We start from the raw sequence: 19001 nt of genomic DNA, 5'->3' as shown, positions 1-19001 counted from the left end.
ATTTAAATAATAAAATAATTTTTTGTTGTGTCAAAATTTACACATTTAATAAAATCCATAAGTATTAACCTAATAAAAGTTAGAAATTACTATATAGTATTTTTTATTTACAAATAATTTGTAATTATTTTAATAAGTAATGCAAGAAGTCTAATAAATGGTTATCGTATTTATAATTTTACTTACAATGTTGATAGTTGTTGACTCAACGAAATTGTTAATGTTAAAATTTCATTTGAAAAAGTTTCAAGTGCTTATCGTATAGTTTTATTCTCTGCCAAAATGCCCCCTTTACCAGAAAAAGATAATGAGCAACCAATTACCCGACTGTAATAACTAAAAATGATGGTGAGTATCAGTATAATCAGTTTCAAGATAAATTAGATTATTTAATGATACAACGCCGAGATTTTGATAAATTTAATTATAGTTATTTATATTAGACTTGGTACATAACTATAACATTTTGCGCCTACCAAACTATAAAATTCATTTTCGTCTTTGTATTTATCTAACATTTGTACTTCACCTAGGAAATAATATTATCAAAATAGTAGATAAAATTAAAGGTTATGTACCAAGTCTTATCTTTATTATTAGGATTTTTAATTATTTTTTCTTAAAATACTGCTAAATTATAAAAAGATGTAATTTGTTGTTATTTGTTGTAAAATTAACAGGGAAAGTTAATAAATTTGAGAAGGTGAAATTGATGAAAGGAAGAGTTGTTATGGGTATGAGTGGGGGAGTGGATTCTTCCATTGCGGCATATTTATTAAAACAACAAGGATATGATGTTATTGGATTATTTATGCGTAATTGAGATTCATTAGTAAATAATGATATTTTAGGAAATAAATCTATTAATGATGCTATTTGTCCAACGCAAGTTGATTATTTAGATGCTAAAAAAGTTGCTGAACAATTAAATATTGATTTATATCGTGTTAATTTTGTTGAAGAATATTGACAATATGTGTTTACCTATTTTTTAGAAGAATATGAAAAGGGGAGAACACCTAATCCTGATATTTTATGTAATAAATATATTAAATTTTCTGCTTTTTTAAATTATGCGTTGGAAAAATTAAATGCTGATTATATTGCCATGGGACATTATGCTAAAGTTAAATATAATGATGAAACAAAAAAATATGAATTATTAAAAGCCAAGGATGAAACAAAAGATCAAACTTATTTTTTATCACAATTAAATCAAGAACAGTTAGCAAAAACTATTTTTCCTTTAGGCGATATTAAAAAAGTAGAAGTTAGGCAATTAGCTAAGAAATTAAATTTAGTAACAGCTAATAAAAAAGATTCAACAGGAATTTGTTTTATTGGTAAAAGAAATTTTAAACAATTTTTACAAAATTATATTCCTGCCCAAGTTGGTAATATTGTTGATATTAAAAGTAATAAAGTTATTGGGACGCATCAAGGAATTATGTATTATACAATTGGTCAAAGAAAAGGCATTGATTTATCAGGAATGAATAATCGTTATTTTGTTGTTGGTAAAGACTATTATCAAAAAATTCTTTTTGTTGCTAGTGGCAGTGATAAGGAATGATTATGAGCTAATGGTTGTTTAGTTATTAATGTTAACTGAATTAATAATTCTTTACCGTTATTAGATTTACCGATTACAGCAAAGTTTCGTTATCAACAAATTTCTTATGATGTTAAATTATTATTATTAGATAATAATTGTGTTAATGTTGTTATTACAAATAAGGTAAGAGCTATTACTCCAGGGCAAGTTGCAGTATTTTATCAAGGTGATGTTTGTTTAGGTAGTGGAGTAATTGAGCAAGTATTTAATGATGATAAATTATTAAATTATTTATAAGTTATGCATATTAGGAGAATTTAATGTTAAAAAAATTAAAAGATAAAATTTTATCTAAAAGCTCTTTAAAATATGAAAAAGGGTTGAATAAATCTCGAAAATCTTTTTTACAAAAATTACAGATTTTAGTTACTAAGCATCGTGTTATTGATGAAACATATTTTGAAGAATTAGAAAATACATTAATTTTAGCTGATGTTGGTGTTAAAATGGCATTGCAAATTGTTAATGAAATTAAAAATGAAGTTAGAATTAATAATATTAAAGATCCAGAAATAATTAATGAACTTATTATTGATAAGATGTTTGCTATTTATGCTAGTAATTCGTTTATTACAACAACTTTAAATATTTTGGATAATCAATTAAATGTTATTTTGGTTGTTGGTGTTAATGGTGCTGGTAAAACAACATCAATTGCTAAATTAGCTTATTTGCTATTACAACAAAATAAAAAAGTTTTATTAGTAGCTGGGGATACTTTTAGAGCTGGTGCTGTTGAACAATTATCGCAGTGAGCAAAACGCTTGCAAGTGCCAATTGTGATGCCGAGTAAAGAACAACAAGATCCTGCTAGTGTTATTTATACTGGTATTAAAAAAGGTCAAGAATTAGAAGTTGATGTTGTTCTTTGCGATAGTGCTGGCAGGTTACAAACTAAAACTAATTTAATGAATGAATTAAATAAAATATATAAAGTTATTCAAAAGGTAATCATTGATGCCCCTCATGAAACATTATTAGTAGTTGATGCTACAATGGGACAAAATGGCATTTCCCAAGCACAAAACTTTACCGAAGTAGCCCCAGTTACGGGGATTATTTTAACCAAGATGGATGGTTCTTCTAAGGGAGGAATTATTTTAGCGATTAAAGAAAGTTTAAATATTCCTGTAAAATATATTGGTCTTGGTGAAAAACTTGATGATTTAGAAGAATTTGATTTAGAGCAATATATTCAAGGATTAATAAAAGAAGTTACGAGTAGATAGGATAAGGATAAAAATGTGAGATCTTAGTAAGACTAATGAATTAAATTTATTATATGATTTATATAGTAAGTTATTAACACAGAAACAGCAAAAATACTTTTCGCTTTATTTAATGGAAAATTTTTCATTACAAGAGATTGCTAATGAATTAAATGTTTCTCGTAGTGCTGTTCATGATGCTATTAGTAAGATAATTAATATCCTAAATGCTTATGAAGAAAAGATGCAGTTATTAGCAAAAGATATTCGTCGAAAAACATTATATGCATATTATGAAAATGAAACGGAAGCAAATATAGGAATGTTAATTGCTGAGTTAAGAAAAATTGATTAGAAAGAAGAAAAAATATGAATATTTTAGTTATTGGTGATATTTATGGTCAAATTGGTCGTAATATTTTAGAAGAATATTTAGAATCATTAAGAAAAGATTATCAAATTGATTTTGTCATTGTTAATGGAGAAAATATTAGTCATGGAAAATCAATGATTAAAGAGCATTATCATTTTTTAAAGCGAATTAATGTTGATGTGATTACTGGTGGTAATCATACATTTGATAAACCGGATATGTTAGATTTAATAGTTGATAATGATGATATTTTACGACCATTAAATAGTAATCCCTACCATCCTGGTAAAGGTTCTTCAATATTTACTATTAAAGATAAAAAAATTCGCGTTACCAATTTAATTGGTAGTGCTTTTATGGGTTCATCACAAAATCCATATTTTGAAATGGATACGCTCTTAAAAGAAGATGACAGTGATATTCACTTAGTTGATTGCCATGCTGAAGCAAGTGCTGAAAAAATTGCTTTAGCTTGAAATTATGATGGTAAGATTACAGCATTATGAGGAACGCATACGCATGTACAAACTAATGATGCGAGAATTTTGCCAAAAGAAACCGGATTTATTACTGATATTGGAATGACGGGAGCTTATTATTCAATTATTGGTGCTAATCCAACAGAAGTTATTTATCGTCAGAAAAATAATTTGCCAATTAAATTTAAGCCAGCAATTGGTGAGGGGCAAATTAATGGTATTGTTTTATTTATTGATGATATTACTAATAAAGTTATAAAAATTGAAAATATTAATATTAATCCACATAAAGAATATCCTAAGGTTATTAAATAATTATGATTTTTATTAATTTTTTATGAAATTATTGAATGTGATTTTTACTAGCATTTACCGTTGTTTTTGTTTTATATTTTATTTTCTAGACTTGGTACATAACCTTTAATTTTATCTACTATTTTGATAATATTATTTCCTAGGTGAAGTACAAATGTTAGATAAATACAAAGATAAAAATGAATTTTATAGTCTAATCGGCATAAAATATAAAACTTTCATGAAAATGGTAGAAATTTTAAAAGAAGCTGAAGCTAAACAAAAACAAATTGGTGGTAGACCAAATAAATTATCAATAGAGCAAAGATTACTTATGACTTTAGAATACTGAAAAGAATATAGTACATATCGTATTATTGCAAAAAAATATAATAGACTTCTTGCATTACTTATTTATTAAACAAAATTCCTATAAAATATATTTAAAATAGAAATTATAAGGAATTTAAGATTATGAAATTTGATAAATTTAATTTTATTAATGAGCCAAATTGTAAAGTTAAGTGCAACTAAATTATTTTTCTAACCAAATATTCGATTGGTGAAAGATAATTTAGTATTTTTCTTGGTCTTTGGTTTAAAGACAATATAAATTTATGAACTGCATTTTTAGTAGTATTTGAAAAATTAAATTTTTTAGGAAATTTTTCTCTAATTAAACCATTAGTATTTTCATTAGTACCTCTTTGTCAAGGCGAATACGCATTAGCAAAATAAATTTTCACATTTAAATTTTTTTCAAGTTGTTGTCAATTAGAAAATTCTTTACCCCTATCAAATGTTATAGTCTTAACAAGATTATTTGGAAGAATTGATAAATAATGGCTAATGTTTTCGTTAACAACTTTAGTAGTTCTATTTTCAACTAACATTGCTAAAGTAAATCTTGATGTTCTTTCAACTAAAGTTATTAAACATGATTTACTTTTACCTCGTGATGATACTACAGTATCACCTTCTCAATGACCAACAGTTATACGATTATTAACATTAATATTTCGTTCTTTAATTGATTTACCATTAAATTTACCGCGATTTTCTTGAGATTTTCGTTTCTTACCTTTTCTTCTTAAATTTTTATTAGTAACTTTTTCAAGTAATCCAGAATAAATTCAATTGTAAATTGTTTTAAAACTAATAATTCATTCTTTATGAAAATTTTTAATTCTGCCATAAATTTGTTCAGGCGATCAACCTAATAGTAATTTTTGTTGTACATATTTTACTAATTCTCTATTTTTAAACTTATGAAAATAAACATGTGATTGTTTTCTGTTTTCTGCTTTATTTTGTGCAATTAATGAAAAATAATGATTACTATCTTTATTTCTATTGACTTCTCGAATAATAGTACTAATACTTCGATTAAGATTTTTAGCTATTTCACTAATTTTTACTTTAAACTTCAATTGATTCTCAATATAAATTCTTTCATATATGCCAAGATGTTTGTAACCCATATAAAAACTCCTTGCTTTGTTTTTTCTAAAATAAACTTAGCATCATGAAATTTTTATATGAGATTTTTTGCAATTTTATTTACTTGCACTTACAAGTATAATTCAGCAATAATAAAAATGATGATAGTTGAATTAATTATAAAGGTAATGCTGTAACAAATAAATATAATAGATTTAAGTAAGTAAAAATATAAAATTAATATATATTAGTGAAAATTTAATAATATTAATAATTTTTAGTGTGTAAAAATTCAATAATATGGTAAAATAATCATGAATAAAAATGACAATAACAAGAAAGGCAGGGTTAGTTTAGTAATTAAATAATATAATTAGCTGATTGTTTTACTTCTTCAAAGCAATACCTAAGAAAACTAAACGCGACCCGATAGGTAGGGCAAATTCTCTGCGGTTTTATTTTTGTGGTATAATTACTTCTGATTTGAAAAAAATAATAGTTTTATTAAAACTATTTAGAGGTGGTAGTAATGAGATTTCAAGATATTGGTTTAAGTAATGAAGTGTTAGCAACAATTGATTCATTAAAATTTGTTGCTCCAACAAATATTCAAAAGAAGATGTTGCCTTTAATGGTTAAGGGACAAAATGTTATTGTTAGTGCCAATACAGGAACTGGGAAAACTGTTGGTTATTTATTAGCAATTTTAAGTAAAATTAATCCAACGATTAACAAGACACAAGCGATTATAATTGTACCAACAAGAGAGTTAGCGGTACAAATATATAATGTTAGTCAAAAATTTATTAAAAATAATCCTAATTTGAAAATTGCTAATTTAATTGGTGGTCAAGATTTAGAGCAACAAAAGCAAAAGTTTAATACTAATTATCCACATTTAGTTATTGGAACACCAACAAGATTAAAGCGAATGATTGATGAACAAGCGTTAGCTTTAACTACTAGTAAGATGGTTGTTTTGGATGAAGTAGATATGGTTTTTGATTTAGATTTTGTTAATGAAGTAGATTTTTTATTATCGAAACTTGCTTCAAATACACAATTTATGGTATTCTCAGCAACTATTAATAACGAATTACAAAATTTTTTAAAGAAATATTTAAAAAATACGACAATTTTTGATTTAAGTGATTATAAAATTCAAACAAATATTGAACATTTTTTAGTTAAAACCCGATATCGTAATCGGATTGAAATTTTGAAAAATCTTTTAACAACGGTTGATCTATTTTTATGTTTAATTTTTGTTAATAAAAAAGAAGATATGGACCAAGTTCTTGATTTGTTACAAGAACAAAATATTAAAGTCGGACAAATTCATAGTAGTTTAAAATCTCGTGAACGCATTAAAATGCTAAAACGAATTAATAGTCTTGAATTTAAATTTGTTGTTTGTTCTGATATTGCTTCAAGGGGTATTGATTTACCAGGAGTTTCACATGTTATTTCATTAAATTTACCATATGATTTAACATATTATTTTCATCGTGCAGGAAGAACAGGTAGAGGAAAATATCATGGATATTCTTACTTATTTTATGATTCATCAGACGAGGAAGGAATTGCATATTTAACTAAAAAGGGAATTAATTTTACATTATGAAATGAAAAAGTTAAGAAGCCAACAAAGAAGGTTATTAAAAATATTCCCCAAGCGTCAGTAAATGATTTACAAAAAGTTATCTCAAAGTATCATTCTCAACCAATTAAACCAGGTTATAAAAAACAAAGAAAAGAAGAAGTTAAAAAAGTTATTCAAAAATATCGTAAGAAAAGTTTTAAGAAGTAAGGTTATTTGCCTTACTTCTTATTTTATGTAAGATAAGAAAATAATTTATAGTATAATTTGCATATAACTTAAAATATAAAGGTGATTATGTTGATGAAAAATAAATTAATATTAGGTTGTCATGTATCAATGAAAAGTCCTGATTATCTAGTAGGAGCATTAAATGAAGCTATTAGTTATGGGGCAAATGCCATGATGTTTTATACGGGAGCACCACAAAATACAAGAAGAAAACCCTTAGACCAGTTAAAAATTGCTGAATTTAAACAAGGATTAGAAAAACATAATTTAGATATTAATAATGTTATTATTCATGCACCTTATATTATTAATTTAGCTAATAGTATTAATCCTAGTACTTATATGCTAGCTAAGGAATTTTTAAAAACAGAAATTAATCGTTCTTTAGCAATTGGTGCTAAATATATCGTATTGCATCCTGGAAGTAGTGTCGGTGCTGATGCTAGTATTGGTTTACAATATATTATTGATGGGTTAAATGAAGTATTGGAACCTAATCAAAATATTAAAATTGCTTTAGAAACAATGTCAGGTAAAGGTAGTGAATTAGGAATTAATTTTTCGCAATTAAAAACAATTATTTTGGGTGTTAAATATTCACATTTAGTTGGTGTTTGTTGAGATACTTGTCATTTAAATGATGCAGGTTATGATTTAGTTAATAATTTAGAACAAGTTATTGAAGAATTTGATAAGATAATTGGATTGGATAAATTATTTGTTATTCATCTTAATGATTCTAAAAATATTAAAGGTTCCCATAAAGACCGCCATGAGAATATTGGTTATGGTAATTTAGGGTTTGATAGTTTGTGTAGTATTCTTTATCATCCTAAATTTGCTAATATAATTAAAATTTTAGAAACTCCTTGAAATAATTCTGAACCACCATATAAGGAAGAAATTATAATGCTTAAAAATAAACAATTTAATAATTTTTTAAATCGTTAAAATGATTGCGATGATATGTTATGGGTGTGGTTCAGAATTACAATCTAATAATAATTTACAAGCTGGTTACATTGCAAAACTTCAAGATAATTCTCATTTTTATTGTTGGCGATGTTTTCGGATTAAACATTATAATGAATTAGTAAATGTTAATAATGTTAATTATAATTATGATGATTTATTTATGAAGATTAAAAATAATGATGGGGTAGTTTTTTATGTTATTAATATAATGGACTTTTTTGGAAGTTTAATTTGGCAGTATCATTGTCAATTAAAAAACTTAAGATTTTATCTAATAATTAATAAAATTGATACCATAATGCAATATATTGCTTTTAATAAACTTAAAGATTGGGTTAGAAAACAAATAACATTAATTGGACTAGAACCAATTGATATTATTCTTGTTAGTAGTACAAAAAATTATTTTATTGATGAATTTGTTGAATTTTTAAAAAAACAACAAACTGATATTTATTGAATTGGAAAAACTAATGTTGGTAAAAGTTCATTAATTAATAAGGTATTATCATTACAACAACAGTTTTCTCGTAAATTACCATTAATGAGTTATTTTCCTAATACAACAATGAATCTAATTGCTATTGCTTATCGTGATTACTTATATTTTTATGATACTCCAGGATTTTCTAATAGTAATGAATTAAATTATTATTTAAATAATAATGCTTATCGTAATTTAAATTTTGAATCAAAAATTAAAAGTAAAACCTATCAATTAGAATATGGACAAACAATTACTGTTGTTGGATTATTTCAATTTTCATTTATTGAAGGGTTAGCAACATCATTTCATTTTTATGGTTCTAATAAATTAGTTTTGCATTGTAGTAAGATTGAAAATTGTTCGCGAATTTGAAAGCAACAAATTTTACTTTTAAAACCAAATACTAAAATGATTGAACATCAAATTAAAATTTCTAAAAATAATGAAGAAAAAATTGGCATTCAAATTTATGGTTATGGATGAATTTCATTTAAAGCCCGAAAGCAACAATTAAAGTTGATGTTACCAGAAAATTGTGATTATCAAATTATTAAACCACTAGTATAATCAGAAAGGAATAAGATGAAAATTATTATTTTTGGTGGGAGTTTTGATCCTATTCATAATCAACATAAAGAAATTATGCTTCAAGCTTATGAACAATTAAAAGCTGATATGCTTTTAATTGTTCCTGCATATTGTTCACCTTTAAAAAAACGACAATTAACTAGTTCAATTCATCGGATTAAAATGATTAATCTTGTCATTACTAAATATCCTTGAATGAAGTTAGAAACTTGTGAGTTAGATCGTCAAGGCATTTCGTATATGATTGATACGGTAATATCATTACAAGAAAAATATGGTTTTAATCATCAATATTATATTATTATTGGTTCTGATCAAGCTAATAATTTGCATCGCTGACATAATATTGCGATTTTAAAAACTAAAGTTATTTTTATTATTGCTCAAAGAACAGAATATCTTTTAGATGAAAAATTATTACAATCATATAACAAAGTTATTTTACAATCAATTTTTCCTAATGTTAATTCAACTAAAATTCGTCAAGGAATGATAACAGCAATTAATTCTAAAGTTTTAGCATATGTTAATAGTAATTTACTTTATATTACTGATCGTTTGTTATTACACATGGATAAAACTCGTTATCTTCATTGTTTAAATGTTGGAAAAATGGCAAAACAATTAGCAAATCATTATCAAGTTAATTGTTTAAAAGCTGAAATAGCAGGCGTTTATCACGATATAACCAAGCAATGAGAAAATGTTCGACATCAGCAATATTTACAACAGTATTTACCACAATTTTTAAGTGAACCAATACCAACTTGACATTCAAAAACGGGAGCATTATATTTAGAACATCATTTGGGTTTTAGCGATAAAGAAATTTTATTAGCGATTAGTAAACATACTACTGCTGCTGTTACAATGAGTAATTTAGATAAAATTATTTTTATTGCTGATAAAATTTCTTTCAAAAGAAATTATTCTCATATTGATAATTTACGAAAAATAGCATTTACTAACCTTGATGAAGCTTTTAAAAAAATTTTTTATTATCATTATTTAGAAGTAATTAATAAAAATGGTATTGATAATATTGGTCAAGAAATTGAAAAAGTTTATAAAAAATTTTTTTAAAAGACTTGGTACATAACCTTTAATTTTATCTACTATTTTGATAATATTATTTTCTAGATGAAGCACAAATATTAGATAAATATAAAGATGAAAGTGAATTTTATAGTTTGGTAGGTGCAAAATGTTATAGTTATGTACCAAGTCTAAATTATGATAGCTAATTATATAATTAATTGTAAGGAGAATAAAAATGAAAAAAATTAGTCGTAGTTTTTCAGTTAAAGGTTTTTATACATTAGTTTTTGCAGTTGTTGGTACGATTGTTTTAATTTGAGATTTTATTGATTATTTATTTTTCCATTCTTATTTAGCAAAATATGATTTATTATATACTGATAAAGGAACAATTTTTATTTCTTTTTTTACGCAACAAACTAATATTATTGTTATTATTTATTTTTATTTTGTAGCATATTTTCATTTTACTTATCAAAAACTAGATATCCATTCCTTTTTGATTCGTTTATTTGTTACGGTATATATTACTGTAACTTCAATAGTTTTTACGGCTGGTTTATTACCAGGAATTGTTAATAAAACTATATATGACCTTAAAGGTTGAATTTTTACAATATTTTTACATTTTATTATTCCGATAGGAATGCTTATTTATTTTTTTTGAATGTCAGGTAAATTTCATTATGATTTACGAAGATTTAATCGTCAATCTTTATATAAAGTTTATATTTATCCATTTTTTTATTTTTTATTTATAATGGTACGAGGTGAACTTCGTCATCAAAATTCATTTATTAATAGTCTTTATGAAAAATTTCCATTAGAAAGTTTTGATTTAGAATATCCTTATTGATTTTTAAATTATCATCATTATACTTATGGTATTGCAACAATTACAGTAACATTTTTATTTATATTTATATTAATTACTGGGTTAACTTATTTATTCATTTCATTAAATAATGTTATTTTTGAAAAAAGACAATATTGTCATTCTAAAATGGTGCGCAGATAATGATAATTGGAATTATAGCGGCAATGAGCCAAGAGTTAGCAATTTTAAATAAAGAATTAAGTAAAATTGCTAAAAAAACAGATATTAGCGAGAATTTAGTCGTATGAAATTATCTTGAACATCAAATTATTATTACTGAGAGTGGTATTGGAAAAAGTTAATAGTGCTATTAATACTTATCATTTATTACAAAATTATAATTTAGATTTATTAATTAATATTGGTAGTGTTGGGGCTATTAATGAAGAAATAAAAATTAGTTCATTATTTTTAGTTCAACAAGTCTTTTATTATGATGTTGATTTAACAGCATTTGATTATAAATATGGACAATTACCAAAATTACCACAAGCATATAATTGTATTTATGAGCCTTGAAAAAATTTAGTAAGAATAATAATATTATGATAACTAATCTTGCTACTGGTGATAGTTTTATTAATAGTGTGCCACAAGCACAAGTCAAGCACAAGTAATTCAACAAAATATTGGTAAAACAGTAACAATTGTTGATATGGAATGTGCAGCTATTTGTCAAGTAGCATATTTACAACAATGCCCCATCTTAGTTTTAAAAGCAGTTTCGGATAATGTTTATCATCAATTAAAAAATATTAATCAGTTTAATAAGAGTTTAGACAATATTAGTCGAAAGTTGGCAAAAATAACATCAAAATTAGTTGATGAAATTATTAATAAAGGGAGAATTGAAGATAATGGTTAAACATTATATTTTGGGTTTATTAACTTGAAGAACAGTATATAAAGTTATTGCTATTAGTTTATGTATTATTGTTTTGGTAATTGGTTATTTAATAGCTTTATTTGATTATCAAGGAACAGCTTTTGATGAAGCCCCAGCTAATGGTGGGAGCGCTAATTATTTAAGTTTTTTTGTGGTACAAGTAAATATTTTGATTTTAGCATATTTTGTTAATGCGTTAGTCTTTTATCGTAATGAAGGATTAACAAGGTGAACTAAACCAACGGCTAAAATTGCTTTTTCTGTTTATGCATCATTTACTTTATTAGTTTATTGAATAATTATTTTTCCATGAGTATTAATATCTACACCGTATACTATTAAAGGTTGACATTGGATTATTATTGCTTTTCAAAATGGTATTATTCCTTTACTGTTAATTATTTACATTGTTATTATTAGTTATGAAGATATAATCTATTCAAGAAATTTTTTTCGTTGAAAGTTATGAATTATTATTTTATATCCCTTAATTTATTTAATGTTTATTTTAGTTCGGGGCGCTTTGTGCTTATTAGATCATAATAAACACCCAAATTTATTTACTAGTAATGGTAAGATTGATTGGATTAAGATTTATAATTATCCATTTCTTTCATATAATCAAGAAGTTTCTTTTATTAATTTTGATGGTGTATTTACTTTTATTTTCTTTATGATTATTTTTACTATTTTATTATTATTTTTAGTATGATTTTATGTGTATATTTTTAATTATCGTTATGATATGAAACATAAAAGAAAAAGGAGATAAAAATGAAAAATTATCGTAAAATTATTAATTATTTATATCTAGGAGATTATCAGTCAAAACCAGCATTTTGTGAATTTATCGTTAGTGCTGCTAGTGATTTTTTTGCTCAAAAAATCCCTAATCTTGATGACCAATCAGAACAAGTTTATTTAAGCGATGATAAAAAAGAATTATATTTAAATTTGTTAGATTATCCAGAAATTGGTACCTTAGACAAAAAGGTTTTAAAAGCAGGTTTAAATTTTATTGATGAACATCTTAAAGTTGAAGAAAATGTTTTTGTTCATTGTGTTTGAGGGGTTAATCGTAGTGCTTCATTGGTCTTTATTTATTTAGTTATTAATAACCATTTATCACATGATAACTTTCATAGTTCTTGAAAACAATTTAAAAAAAATTATTCTCGTGCTAATCCAAATCCCGCTTATTGACATTATTTAAATCATGAGTTTCCTTATAATGATTTAAAAAATAACTAAAATCTTTTTTAGTAATTAAGGAGAACAGAACATAATGGAAAAAATTAAAGGCTATTTAAAAACAATTGTTTTTGAAACTAATGGTTTTATAATTTGTAAGTTTTTGTTACATGATAGTATTAATCGTTATATTTTTGTTAAAGGTTATTTATTTAATTTACAACCCGAGCAGTTATATGAATTACAAGGACAATTTGTTAGTCATCCAAAGTATGGTAAGCAATTTCAAGTTGAACAATATGAAACAGTAATTATTGAAAACAATGAATACTTAGTGAAGTATTTGTCATCACCATTATTTCCAACAATTGGTAAAACTACAGCTCAAAAGATTATTGATTGTTTACAAGATGATGTTTTAAATAAGATTTATTGTGATGATAAAATTTTATTTAATAGACTTCTTGCATTACTTATTAAAATAATTACAAATTATTTGTAAATAAAAAATACTATATAGTAATTTCTAACTTTTATTAGGTTAATACTTATGGATTTTATTAAATGTGTAAATTTTGACACAACAAAAAATTATTTTATTATTTAAATTTAATTTTAAATAAATATTTTATGTTATCTATAATTGCAAATTATAAATTGAAGCAATTAAATTAAATCTTAAACTAAATCGTTTTCTACGATTACGATATTTTTCAGTAATAATGCTGAATTATACTTGTAAGTGCAAGTAAATAAAATTGCAAAAAATCTCATATAAAAATTTCATGATGCTAAGTTTATTTTAGAAAAAACAAAGCAAGGAGTTTTTATATGGGTTACAAACATCTTGGCATATATGAAAGAATTTATATTGAGAATCAATTGAAGTTTAAAGTAAAAATTAGTGAAATAGCTAAAAATCTTAATCGAAGTATTAGTACTATTATTCGAGAAGTCAATAGAAATAAAGATAGTAATCATTATTTTTCATTAATTGCACAAAATAAAGCAGAAAACAGAAAACAATCACATGTTTATTTTCATAAGTTTAAAAATAGAGAATTAGTAAAATATGTACAACAAAAATTACTATTAGGTTGATCGCCTGAACAAATTTATGGCAGAATTAAAAATTTTCATAAAGAATGAATTATTAGTTTTAAAACAATTTACAATTGAATTTATTCTGGATTACTTGAAAAAGTTACTAATAAAAATTTAAGAAGAAAAGGTAAGAAACGAAAATCTCAAGAAAATCGCGGTAAATTTAATGGTAAATCAATTAAAGAACGAAATATTAATGTTAATAATCGTATAACTGTTGGTCATTGAGAAGGTGATACTGTAGTATCATCACGAGGTAAAAGTAAATCATGTTTAATAACTTTAGTTGAAAGAACATCAAGATTTACTTTAGCAATGTTAGTTGAAAATAGAACTACTAAAGTTGTTAACGAAAACATTAGCCATTATTTATCAATTCTTCCAAATAATCTTGTTAAGACTATAACATTTGATAGGGGTAAAGAATTTTCTAATTGACAACAACTTGAAAAAAATTTAAATGTGAAAATTTATTTTGCTAATGCGTATTCGCCTTGACAAAGAGGTACTAATGAAAATACTAATGGTTTAATTAGAGAAAAATTTCCTAAAAAATTTAATTTTTCAAATACTACTAAAAATGCAGTTCATAAATTTATATTGTCTTTAAACCAAAGACCAAGAAAAATACTAAATTATCTTTCACCAATCGAATATTTGGTTAGAAAAATAATTTAGTTGCACTTAACTTTACAATTTGGCAGATAAAATTGAGGGTTATGTACCAAGTCTAATGAATATTATTACTTTTATAATTTTAAACGCTGTCATTCATCTTTAAACACTAAAACCCCATTTCAAACATTACAAAAACTTTTAATAAAATAATTTGTCTATATTTTGAATTGTTATTTTTTTACAAGTAATTAAATTGGTTGTGCTCGTTCCAATTAAAGTGATTGTTCCCAAAAGATTTAATATCTTTTTCATATATATCCTTTCTATTTTTTATAAAGTTTGTTAATTTAATTAAAAATGGAAACAATTTATATTGTTTCCATAAACTAAATAAGACTTGGTACATAACTATAACTAGCTTAATTCAAAATTATATATTCCTGAAATTAAGTTAAATCGTAATCCAAATCTTCTAATCTTATTGCGATAACGATAAACTAGTATTTTAAATCTTTTTAATCTAGCAAAAACATGTTCAATGGCAATTCTAACTTTACTTAAAAAGCTATTATATTCCTTTTTATCTGGATTTAAAGGATTATTTTTACTCTTTTTAATTGGTAATAATGTATTTTTATGAACATTTTGCAAACCTTGATATCCTGAATCAGCAATTAATTCTAATTTTGGATTTATAAGTGTATTTGATTTTAAAAATAACTTATAATCATGAATACTGCCATAACAAAAATCTACTGAAATAATTTTATTGTTAAATAAATCAATAATTATTTGCGATTTTAATGAATGTTGCCTTTTCTTACCAGAAAATAATAATTTTAGTTTTTTTTAATTCTTTCAATTGGAATTTCTGTAGCATCAATTTGCTAATAAATTATTATTAGTACCCTTATTTTCCAATAATTACTTTTTGCCAGGTATATGAAAGTGACTATTTTTTATTAGAGTATTTTCAACTCAAAAGATATTACGAATACAACTAACATGACTAATATTATATTTTTTTGCAATAATACGATATGTACTATATTCTTTTCAGTATTCTAAAGTCATAAGTAATCTTTGCTCTATTGATAATTTATTTGGTCTACCACCAATTTGTTTTTGTTTAGCTTCAGCTTTTTTTAAAATTTCTACCATTTTCATGAAAGTTTTATATTTTATGCCGATTAGACTATAAAATTCATTTTCGTCTTTGTATTTATCTAATATTTGTGCTTCATCTAGAAAATAATATTATCAAAATAGTAGATAAAATTGAGGGTTATGTACCAAGTCTTTTGAAAAATTTATTTATTCTGTGGTAATAATTGAATAATAGTCAAAAATTCGTATATAATTACTGTGTAAATTGAGTTTTTTCTTATTTTAATAATTATCATGAAAAATAACTAGAAACTTAGAAACAAATAAAATTATAGAAGGAGTCAAAAGACGATGAAAGTTATTGCTATTGGTATTAACCATTCAGGAACTACCTTAGTTAGAACCTTAAGTCATTTAAGTAAACAAGATAAAAAGGATATTAAAATTGTAGCATATGATCGCAATGACAATATTTCTTTTTTAGGGTGTGGAATTGCTTTATGAGTTGGTGGTGAGATTAGTAAATCCGATGGTCTGTTTTATGCAACGCCAGAATTATTACAATCAGAAGGCATTGAAGTTCATATGAAACATGAACTTTTGGCTGTTAATATTAAAGACAAGAAAGTTTTAATTAAAAACTTAGAAACAAATGAAGAGTTTTTTGACACTTATGATAAGTTAGTTATTGGTGTTGGTACTTGACCAATTATTCCTTCAGTTCCAGGTCTTAAAAATGATGATGGTACTGTTAGTGCTGGTGTTAATATTGTTAAATTATTTCAACATGCAAAACAAATTAAAGCAATAATTGATAATTCAGCAATTAAAAATGTTGTTGTTGTTGGTGCTGGATATATTGGGATTGAATTAGTTGAAGCTTTTAGTCATAATAATAAAAAGGTAACTTTAATTGATATTGAAGATCAGATTATGTCACGATATTATGATGAAGAGTTTACAACACCTGTTCAACAAAGTATGGAAAAAGCAGGTGTTATTATTCGTACTGGTGAAGGTGTTAAAGAGTTTATTAAAGAAAATGGTATTGTTACTAAAGTAATTACTGATAAAAATGAATATGCTGTTGATATGGTACTTTGAGCCGTAGGTTTTAATACCGAAACAAAGATTTTAAAAGATGTTGTTGAATTAGGAGCAAGGGGAGCGATTAAAACTAATAGTTATTTTCAAACTAGTGACCCTGATATTTATGCCATTGGTGATTGCGTTGCGGTTCATAATAATGCTACAAAAGCAAATGCTAATATTGCATTAGCAACAACTGCGTTACGAACGGGTTTAGTGACTGCTTTTAATATCGTTAGAGATAATTCATTAACAAGTCCAGGATTTCAAGCTGCGAATGCGATTTCAGTATTTGGATGAAAAATGGCTGGTGTTGGTGTTAGCGAAACAGTGGCAAAAATGAGTCAGATGGATGTTGAAACAGTATTTTTTGAAGATAATGATCGTCCTGAATTTTTAGAACCGCATGTTAAGGTAAAAATTAAAATTGTTTGAGAAAAAGCATCTAGAAAAATTATTGGGGCACAAATTGCTTCAAAAGCAAATCATACGGAAGTTATTTATATGTTTTCTTTAGCAATTATGAAAGGTTTAACGATTGATGAGTTACCGTTAGTAGATATTTTCTTTTTACCGCATTTTAATAAACCATATAATTTTGTAACTTTAGCGGGTTTAAAAGCATTAGGGATGAATTATTTTCATCAATCAATTGATGAAAATAATAATAGTTAAGAATAAATTCTAGTTATGATTTATATTGAAAATAATAATAAAAATCCTTATTTTAATTTAGCTTTTGAAGAAATTTTTGGAGTTAATTTTATTGCTTCGGAAATTATTGATTTAATAATTTAAGAAAGGAATTATTTAAATGTGCCAAATTGTAAAGTTAAGTGCAACTAAATTATTTTTCTAACCAAATATTCGATTGGTGAAAGATAATTTAGTATTTTTCTTGGTCTTTGGTTTAAAGACAATATAAATTTATGAACTGCATTTTTAGTAGTATTTGAAAAATTAAATTTTTTAGGAAATTTTTCTCTAATTAAACCATTAGTATTTTCATTAGTACCTCTTTGTCAAGGCGAATACGCATTAGCAAAATAAATTTTCACATTTAAATTTTTTTCAAGTTGTTGTCAATTAGAAAATTCTTTACCCCTATCAAATGTTATAGTCTTAACAAGATTATTTGGAAGAATTGATAAATAATGGCTAATGTTTTCGTTAACAACTTTAGTAGTTCTATTTTCAACTAACATTGCTAAAGTAAATCTTGATGTTCTTTCAACTAAAGTTATTAAACATGATTTACTTTTACCTCGTGATGATACTACAGTATCACCTTCTCAATGACCAACAGTTATACGATTATTAACATTAATATTTCGTTCTTTAATTGATTTACCATTAAATTTACCGCGATTTTCTTGAGATTTTCGTTTCTTACCTTTTCTTCTTAAATTTTTATTAGTAACTTTTTCAAGTAATCCAGAATAAATTCAATTGTAAATTGTTTTAAAACTAATAATTCATTCTTTATGAAAATTTTTAATTCTGCCATAAATTTGTTCAGGCGATCAACCTAATAGTAATTTTTGTTGTACATATTTTACTAATTCTCTATTTTTAAACTTATGAAAATAAACATGTGATTGTTTTCTGTTTTCTGCTTTATTTTGTGCAATTAATGAAAAATAATGATTACTATCTTTATTTCTATTGACTTCTCGAATAATAGTACTAATACTTCGATTAAGATTTTTAGCTATTTCACTAATTTTTACTTTAAACTTCAATTGATTCTCAATATAAATTCTTTCATATATGCCAAGATGTTTGTAACCCATATAAAAAC

The 19001-nt window shown here is 24.6% G+C and carries 21 protein-coding genes and 1 pseudogene; 18 read left to right on the top strand and 4 right to left on the bottom strand.

Going from position 1 to position 19001, the window contains the following annotated elements:
- Positions 1-712 precede the first annotated feature (712 nt).
- The 5 genes from mnmA (at position 713) to AAHJ00_RS06100 (ending at position 4390) form a co-directional block, all read left to right on the top strand.
- A complete protein-coding gene (gene mnmA / locus AAHJ00_RS06120; RefSeq protein WP_425288855.1) occupies positions 713-1852 on the top strand; it encodes a tRNA 2-thiouridine(34) synthase MnmA in 1140 nt (379 codons plus the stop codon).
- Between the two features lie 23 nt (positions 1853-1875).
- Complete coding sequence (gene ftsY / locus AAHJ00_RS06115; protein ID WP_342223806.1) at positions 1876-2844, top strand: signal recognition particle-docking protein FtsY; 969 nt, start codon at positions 1876-1878, stop codon at positions 2842-2844.
- Between the two features lie 13 nt (positions 2845-2857).
- Complete coding sequence (gene ylxM, locus AAHJ00_RS06110; protein WP_342223805.1) at positions 2858-3178, top strand: YlxM family DNA-binding protein; 321 nt, start codon at positions 2858-2860, stop codon at positions 3176-3178.
- 14 nt (positions 3179-3192) lie between these two features.
- Positions 3193-3990, top strand: coding sequence for a TIGR00282 family metallophosphoesterase (locus AAHJ00_RS06105; RefSeq protein ID WP_342223804.1), 798 nt, complete (start codon positions 3193-3195; stop codon positions 3988-3990).
- A 154-nt stretch (positions 3991-4144) separates the two neighbouring features.
- Positions 4145-4390 carry a transposase family protein gene (locus AAHJ00_RS06100; protein WP_342223803.1) on the top strand — a complete coding sequence of 82 codons (246 nt, stop codon included), beginning with the start codon at positions 4145-4147 and terminating at the stop codon, positions 4388-4390.
- Between the two features lie 109 nt (positions 4391-4499).
- Here the strand turns inward: AAHJ00_RS06100 and AAHJ00_RS06095 are convergent, their stop codons facing one another.
- On the bottom strand, positions 4500-5450 hold the full coding sequence (locus AAHJ00_RS06095; RefSeq protein WP_342223478.1) for an IS30 family transposase: 951 nt from the start codon (positions 5448-5450) through the stop codon (positions 4500-4502).
- Positions 5451-5938: 488 nt separating this feature from the next.
- On the opposite strand from AAHJ00_RS06095, the gene AAHJ00_RS06090 reads away from it, so the two are divergent.
- The 12 genes from AAHJ00_RS06090 (at position 5939) to AAHJ00_RS06030 (ending at position 15064) form a co-directional block, all read left to right on the top strand.
- Positions 5939-7219 (top strand): DEAD/DEAH box helicase, encoded by a 1281-nt coding sequence (locus AAHJ00_RS06090; protein ID WP_342223802.1) that lies wholly within the window; start codon positions 5939-5941, stop codon positions 7217-7219.
- Between the two features lie 93 nt (positions 7220-7312).
- A complete protein-coding gene (locus tag AAHJ00_RS06085; RefSeq protein WP_342223801.1) occupies positions 7313-8191 on the top strand; it encodes a deoxyribonuclease IV in 879 nt (292 codons plus the stop codon).
- A 1-nt stretch (position 8192) separates the two neighbouring features.
- Positions 8193-9269, top strand: coding sequence for a GTPase (locus tag AAHJ00_RS06080; protein WP_342223800.1), 1077 nt, complete (start codon positions 8193-8195; stop codon positions 9267-9269).
- A 15-nt stretch (positions 9270-9284) separates the two neighbouring features.
- A complete protein-coding gene (locus AAHJ00_RS06075) occupies positions 9285-10373 on the top strand; it encodes a nicotinate-nucleotide adenylyltransferase (RefSeq protein ID WP_342223799.1) in 1089 nt (362 codons plus the stop codon).
- Between the two features lie 190 nt (positions 10374-10563).
- Positions 10564-11346 (top strand): hypothetical protein, encoded by a 783-nt coding sequence (locus tag AAHJ00_RS06070; protein WP_342223798.1) that lies wholly within the window; start codon positions 10564-10566, stop codon positions 11344-11346.
- Positions 11346-11507 carry a hypothetical protein gene (locus tag AAHJ00_RS06065; RefSeq protein ID WP_342223797.1) on the top strand — a complete coding sequence of 54 codons (162 nt, stop codon included), beginning with the start codon at positions 11346-11348 and terminating at the stop codon, positions 11505-11507. Before AAHJ00_RS06070 ends, AAHJ00_RS06065 begins: the two co-directional genes overlap by 1 nt.
- Complete coding sequence (locus tag AAHJ00_RS06060; RefSeq protein WP_342223796.1) at positions 11494-11757, top strand: hypothetical protein; 264 nt, start codon at positions 11494-11496, stop codon at positions 11755-11757. The genes AAHJ00_RS06065 and AAHJ00_RS06060 overlap by 14 nt, the downstream gene beginning before the upstream one ends.
- Before the next feature lie 103 nt (positions 11758-11860).
- Entirely contained in the window at positions 11861-12070 is a 210-nt protein-coding gene (locus AAHJ00_RS06055; RefSeq protein ID WP_342223795.1) for a hypothetical protein, read from the top strand.
- Positions 12063-12863 (top strand): hypothetical protein, encoded by an 801-nt coding sequence (locus AAHJ00_RS06050; protein ID WP_342223794.1) that lies wholly within the window; start codon positions 12063-12065, stop codon positions 12861-12863. The genes AAHJ00_RS06055 and AAHJ00_RS06050 overlap by 8 nt, the downstream gene beginning before the upstream one ends.
- A gap of 2 nt (positions 12864-12865) precedes the next feature.
- Positions 12866-13342 (top strand): dual specificity protein phosphatase, encoded by a 477-nt coding sequence (locus AAHJ00_RS06045; protein WP_342223793.1) that lies wholly within the window; start codon positions 12866-12868, stop codon positions 13340-13342.
- Positions 13343-13376: 34 nt separating this feature from the next.
- A complete protein-coding gene (locus AAHJ00_RS06040; protein ID WP_342223792.1) occupies positions 13377-13784 on the top strand; it encodes a YrrC family ATP-dependent DNA helicase in 408 nt (135 codons plus the stop codon).
- Between the two features lie 329 nt (positions 13785-14113).
- Positions 14114-15064, top strand: a complete 951-nt coding sequence (locus AAHJ00_RS06030) for an IS30 family transposase (RefSeq protein ID WP_342223478.1) — start codon at positions 14114-14116, stop codon at positions 15062-15064.
- Between the two features lie 138 nt (positions 15065-15202).
- Here the strand turns inward: AAHJ00_RS06030 and AAHJ00_RS07995 are convergent, their stop codons facing one another.
- Entirely contained in the window at positions 15203-15316 is a 114-nt protein-coding gene (locus AAHJ00_RS07995; protein WP_425288854.1) for a lipoprotein, read from the bottom strand.
- A gap of 102 nt (positions 15317-15418) precedes the next feature.
- A pseudogene (locus tag AAHJ00_RS06025) lies at positions 15419-16237 on the bottom strand (IS5 family transposase).
- 225 nt (positions 16238-16462) lie between these two features.
- Here AAHJ00_RS06025 and AAHJ00_RS06020 point away from each other — a divergent pair.
- On the top strand, positions 16463-17875 hold the full coding sequence (locus AAHJ00_RS06020) for an FAD-dependent oxidoreductase (protein WP_342223791.1): 1413 nt from the start codon (positions 16463-16465) through the stop codon (positions 17873-17875).
- A gap of 167 nt (positions 17876-18042) precedes the next feature.
- On the opposite strand, the gene AAHJ00_RS06015 is transcribed toward AAHJ00_RS06020, so the two are convergent.
- Positions 18043-18993 (bottom strand): IS30 family transposase, encoded by a 951-nt coding sequence (locus AAHJ00_RS06015; protein ID WP_342223478.1) that lies wholly within the window; start codon positions 18991-18993, stop codon positions 18043-18045.
- Positions 18994-19001: the final 8 nt, after the last annotated feature.

This window comes from Spiroplasma endosymbiont of Asaphidion curtum, assembly GCF_964031085.1.
GTDB lineage: Bacteria > Bacillota_I > Bacilli_A > Mycoplasmatales > Nriv7 > Nriv7.
Note: the sequence above shows the minus strand (reverse complement) of the source record. Positions and strands in the feature narration are given on the sequence as shown.